5 protein-coding genes and 1 pseudogene are annotated in these 5,380 nt (G+C 73.1%); 4 read left to right on the plus strand and 2 right to left on the minus strand.

What is annotated here, in order from left to right:
- Together accA and EYA84_RS25410 are read right to left on the minus strand one after the other, a co-directional pair.
- Window positions 1-1,636 (minus strand): acetyl-CoA carboxylase carboxyl transferase subunit alpha (gene accA, locus EYA84_RS25405; protein WP_131056040.1); only part of this gene is annotated, 1,636 nt, incomplete at its 3' end.
- A complete protein-coding gene (locus tag EYA84_RS25410) occupies window positions 1,633-1,959 on the minus strand; it encodes a TcmI family type II polyketide cyclase (protein WP_131056042.1) in 327 nt (108 codons plus the stop codon). The genes accA and EYA84_RS25410, both read right to left, overlap by 4 nt.
- Window positions 1,960-2,268: 309 nt before the next feature.
- Here EYA84_RS25410 and EYA84_RS25415 point away from each other — a divergent pair, with 309 nt between their 5' ends.
- The 4 genes and pseudogenes from EYA84_RS25415 to EYA84_RS25430 form a co-directional block, all read left to right on the plus strand.
- A complete protein-coding gene (locus EYA84_RS25415) occupies window positions 2,269-3,075 on the plus strand; it encodes a BTAD domain-containing putative transcriptional regulator (protein WP_131056044.1) in 807 nt (268 codons plus the stop codon).
- A gap of 144 nt (window positions 3,076-3,219) precedes the next feature.
- Window positions 3,220-3,567: a TcmI family type II polyketide cyclase gene (locus tag EYA84_RS25420; RefSeq protein WP_131056046.1), complete on the plus strand. Its 348-nt coding sequence runs from the start codon at window positions 3,220-3,222 to the stop codon at window positions 3,565-3,567.
- A gap of 14 nt (window positions 3,568-3,581) precedes the next feature.
- A complete protein-coding gene (locus tag EYA84_RS25425) occupies window positions 3,582-4,931 on the plus strand; it encodes an NAD(P)/FAD-dependent oxidoreductase (protein WP_131056048.1) in 1,350 nt (449 codons plus the stop codon).
- Between the two features lie 236 nt (window positions 4,932-5,167).
- Window positions 5,168-5,380: pseudogene (locus tag EYA84_RS25430) on the plus strand (hypothetical protein); the annotation flags it as partial.

Raw genomic sequence — 5,380 nt, forward strand, 5'->3', positions numbered from 1 at the left:
GGCGTCGGCGGCGCTGCACCAGCGTGGCGACCGGCACCTCCAGCAGCGGCAGCAGGCTCGCCAGCACCGCCTCGCGGACCGCGTGGGCCGTCGCCTCCGGGTCGTCAGCGGCCGAGCCGGATGGTTCCGGCACCACCTCGTCGACGATGCCGAGCCGGACCAGGTCCGGGGCGGTCAGCTTCAGCGCCCGGGCCGCCTGCGGCGCGGCGGTCCGGCCCGGCCAGAGGATCGCCGCGCAGCCCTCCGGACTGATCACCGAGTAGACCGCGTGCTGGAGCATCAGCACCCGGTCGGCGACCGCGAGGGCGAGCGCGCCACCGCTGCCGCCCTCGCCGGTGACCACCGTGACGACCGGGGTGGGCAGCACGCTCATCGTCAGGATGTTCTCCGCGATGGCGGCGGCCTGGCCGTGCTCCTCGGCGGCGACACCGGGATCGGCGCCCGGGGTGTCCACCAGGGTCACCACCGGCAGACCGAGCCGCGCGGCGAGCCGCATCAGCCGCAGCGCCTTGCGGTGCCCGGCCGGGCTGGCCATGCCGAAGTTGCGGGCCACCAGCTCGGCGCTGGTGTGTCCCTTCTGGTGCCCGATCACCATCAGGTGCCGGCCGTCGAGCCGGGCCAGTCCGCCGACCATCGCCGGGCAGTCGCCGCCGAGCCGGTCGCCGTGCAGTTCGGTGAAGCCGTCGAAGGCGCTCTCCAGGTAGTCGAGCGTGGTCGGGCGGGCGGGGTGCCGGGCCAGCCGGACCGTCGCCCAGGCGTCCCGGGTCACCGGCTCCGGGTCCGGCCCCGGATCGGCGGGGCGCGACGACGGGGACGCCACGCCCGGTCGACGACCGCCGGCCGCGGCGGCGAGCAGCGTCGTCAGCCGGGCGCGCAGCGCGTGCCGGGGCACCACCATGTCGACCTGGCCGTGCCGCAGCAGGAACTCGGCGGTCTGGAAGCCCTCCGGCAGATCCCGTCCGGTGACCTGCCGGATCACCCGGGGGCCGGCGAAGCCCATCCGGGCGCCGCTCTCGGCGATCACCAGGTCCGTGCAGGTGGCGAACGAGGCGGCCACTCCCCCGTACGTCGGGTCGGTGAGCACGCTGACGGTGAGCAGCCCGGCCTCCCGCAGCGCGGCGATCGCCTGGCTGACGGTGGCCATCTGCATCAGGGACAGGGCGCCCTCCTGCATCCGGGCGCCTCCGGAGGCGGTGACCAGGACCAGCGGGACGCCGGCCGCCAACGCCTCCTCGGCGGTCCGGGTGATCAGTTCGCCGACCGCGCAGCCGAGGCTGCCGCCGAGGAAGCGGAAGTCCATCACGGCGAGCGCGCAGCGGTACCGGCCGACGGTGGCGGTGCCGCAGAGCACGGCCTCGGGAAGCCCGGTGTCGGCGCGGGCGGCGGTGAGCCGGTGCGGGTACGGCAGCACGTCGACGAACCCGATCGGGTCCACCTCGGCCGCGCGGTCCGACAGCGGCTGGAAGGACGCCGGGTCGACCAGTTGGCCTACCCGCTCGGGCGCGGCGAGCCGCGCGTGCCGACCGCACTCGGGGCAGACGTCGAGGTTGCGCCGCAGCCGCTTGCGGTAGAGCAGGGTGGCGCAGCCGCCGCAGCGCGACCAGAGCGTGCCGTCGGCCGGCGCGGTGGCGGTCACGACCGTGGCCCGTCGAAGTGGTAGAAGCAGCGGGCCATCGCGTCGCGCGGGGACCGCCAGGTCGGCAGGTACGGCGAGACGTACGGGCTCAGCCGGGCGCTGACCCGCTGGAACTCGGGGTGGTCCCGGACGGCGGCGACCGCCTCGTCGCCGGGCGACTCGGTCTCCAGCAGGTGCACGTACAGGTCACCGAGCCGGTACAGCGACCGGTGCCGGACACCGACCAGCCGGGGCAGCTCGGTGGTGTCGGACTCGGCGAAGATCTCGGCGACGGTGGCCTCGGCGGTCGGGTCCACCTTCGCGACGATCAGCGTGCGGTCCATGCTGGACCTCCCCCCATGGGCCGGTGGTGACACCACCGGGTGCCCGGACGACTGCGGCCACGATGCGCCGCCACGCGTCACCCGAGCGTCACCGGAACCCCCGCCTCCGAGGACGGTTGGTGACGTTCCGTTGACGCATGCTGTGCCCCACCTGTGTGCCGGCGAACGCCATGATCATCACATGTTCGCAGTTCAGAGCCAGGTTCATGAAGAGGCTTAAGTTACTAAGCCGACATCAGCGTTGACTCAGAGTAACCGCTATTGATAATCTTCACGACGGAACCGACCCGTCCCGCAGGGGGTACCGCCGTGGCCGCCGAACCACCCGCGCCGACCACCGGCGAACACCGGACCGCCGAGGTACGCCTGCACCTGCTGGGCGGTTTCCGGCTCACCCACGACACCGCTCCGGTGGTGGTGCCCCGGGGACTGCAACGGATCATCGCGCTGATCGGGCTGCGACCCGACGCGACCCGCGCCCACCTGGCCGGTCTGCTCTGGCCGGAGGCCGGCGAGGACCGCGCGCTCTCCTCACTGCGCACCGCGCTGTGGCGACTGCGGCAGGACCCGTACTGCCCGTTGACCACCACCGCCGACACCATCCGCCTCGACCCGACGGTCGCCGTGGACGTCGACCGGCTGGTCGAGACCGCCGCCCGGGTACGCGACGGCCAGGCGCCCGAGGACGCCACCGAGGCGCTCGCCGCCGGGCGGCACGACCTGCTGCCCGGCTGGTACGAGGACTGGGTGCTGACCGACCGGGAACGGCTGCGCCAGCTCCGACTGCACATGCTGGAACAGGTCGCCGCCCAGCACCTCGCCGCCGGGCGGCACGGCGAGGCGCTGGAGGCGGCGCTGGAGGCGATGGCCGCCGAACCGCTACGCGAGACGCCGCACCGGCTGGTGGTCCGCATCCACCTCGCCGAGGGCAACGCCTTCGAGGCGGTACACGCCTTCTACGTCTACCGCGACCTGCTGCTGCGGGAGCTGCGCCTGGAACCGTCCCCGGCGATGAGCGCGCTGCTCGACGAGACACTGGAACCGATCCGCCGGGCCACCCGGGTACCCGCCGAAACCAGCCACCCCGGCGGCCGTGCCCGGTTCCGGACCCGCTGATCCGCCGGACCGCGCGGGTCGCGTCACCGGCCCGACCGGTCGCGTTGACGGGCAGGTGACAGTCCACCGGAGAGGGTGACATCGGACAGCCGTCCGTGGCCCGGCGCGAGACGTCCGGGCGGGAACACCGGTGAGAGGGGTCCGATGAGCCGTCTAGTGATCGTGAACAGGATCATCCCGGGCGCGGAGGGACGGGTGGCGCAGATATTCGCCGAGTCCGACGCGACCGAACTGCCCAGCCTGACCGGGGTACGCCACCGGTCCCTGTACTGCCTGCACGACCTGTGCGTACACCTGATGGAGACCGACGACGTCGGCACGGACGCCCTCGCAGCGGCCCGCAACCACCCGCTGTACCGCGAGGTCAACGAGCGACTCTCCGCGCACACCTCGCCGTACCTGCCGACCTGGCGCTCCCCCCGTGACGCGATCGCCAGCTGCTTCTACCGCTGGGACGCCGCCGACGTCCCGGCACCCCGCGTGGCCGGCTGACCGGCGGTCGGCTGATGTCCACCCGCACACCGCACGTCCTGGTCATCGGCGCGGGCACCGGCGGTCTCTGTCTGGCGCACGGGCTGCGCCGGGCCGGGATCAGCGTCGCCGTGTACGAGCGGCACCGGACCCGGGCCGACGGGCTGCTCGGCTACCGGGTGGGCATCGGGCCCACCGGCAGCCGGGCGTTGCGCGACTGCCTGCCGCCGGAGCTGTTCCGGATCTACCTGGCCACCTGTGCCCGCTCACCCCGCTACTTCAACGTGCTCACCCAGCGGATGCGGCACACCGCGTCGTTCCCGTTGCGGCCGGACACCGACCCGGTGGACACCGAACGCTCGGTGGCCCGGATGACACTGCGTCAGGTGCTGTTGACCGGGATGGAGGACGTGGTGCACTTCGACCGCACCTTCACCCACTACGACCAGCACGACGACGGCACGGTCACCGCGTACTTCGCCGACGGCACCAGCGCCGTCGGCGACCTGCTGGTGGCGGCGGACGGCACGCACTCCGCGGTCCGCCGGCAGTACCTGCCGCACGCCACCGTCCGGGACGCCGGCACCGTGAACATCGCCACCCGGATCCCGCTCACCGCACACACCCGGGGACTGCTGCCGGAGACCGTCCGGCGCGGCATCTCGCTGATCTTCGGGACCGGTGGGGTGATGGGCGTCCTGCACGTGATGGAGTTCAAGTGGGACGGCGACGGGCGACTCAAGCCGGACGTCCCACCCGCCGACGCGGCCCTGCTGGCCGACTGGCCGGGGCTGCGGCACGACCCGACCCGCGACAACATCAACCTGGTGGTGTGGAGCACTGCGCGGCGCTTCCCGGCGGACGTCCTGCGCCGCCGGGGCGGGGAACTGATCCAGGTGGCGCTGGAGTTGACCGCCAACTGGCATCCGACGCTGCGGGAACTGCTGAGTCGCGCCGACCCGGAGAGCGCGCTGCCGATCCGGGTGTCCACGTCGGAGCCGGTGCCGCCCTGGAAGAGCAGCACGGTGACGCTACTCGGTGACGCGATCCACACCATGACGCCGGGCCGGGGCGTCGGCGCCAACACCGCGTTGCGCGACGCCAACCTGCTGCGGCGACACCTGGTCAGCGCCGTGGCCGGCGAGAAGACGCTGGTCCAGGCGGTGGCCGACTACGAGGCGACGATGCTGCCGTACGGCTTCGCCCGGGTCGCCGACTCGTTGAACCGCAGCGGCACCAGCGGGGACGACCGGATGTACAAGCCGGTGTTCGGCCGACTCGCACTGCTCGGCGCGCGCGGGTACTTCCGGGTCACCAGCCGGGTACCGCCGCTGCGGCGCAAGTTCGTCGACGACTTCTACACCTATCGCGGCGAGGAGGACTGAGCGGCGAGGAGGACTGATCCGTCCCGACCCGACCCCGGCACGGCCGACCCCGTGCCGGGGTCGCGGTGTACCCACCGTGTCCACACCGTCCGTTCCGCGCCGGACACCTGCGGTGAACCCCGTCCCGCGAGTACGGACTGTTACATGGCCTGCCTGTTGCCCCGGCCCCACGTGTGCGAAGCTGCGGCGAGCTTTTTTCGCGACGATTCGGACGTAGGACTTCAGGGAGGTTTACCGTGGGCGACTCCTTCGGGAGCTGGCTGATACTGCTCGTGGCGCTGCTGGCGGGTCTGGTGGTGGGCTGGGTGCTGCTGCGCGGCCGACGGGGCGAACCTCCCGCGTCGACCACCGCGAGCGCCACCACCAGCGAGCCGACCCCGGCCGCCACCGTCAGCGAGCCGATCCCGGCCGCCGTCGAGACCGAGACGACCCCCGCCGCCGTCGAGACC

This window comes from Verrucosispora sp. SN26_14.1 (genome assembly GCF_004307965.1).
Lineage (GTDB): Bacteria > Actinomycetota > Actinomycetes > Mycobacteriales > Micromonosporaceae > Micromonospora.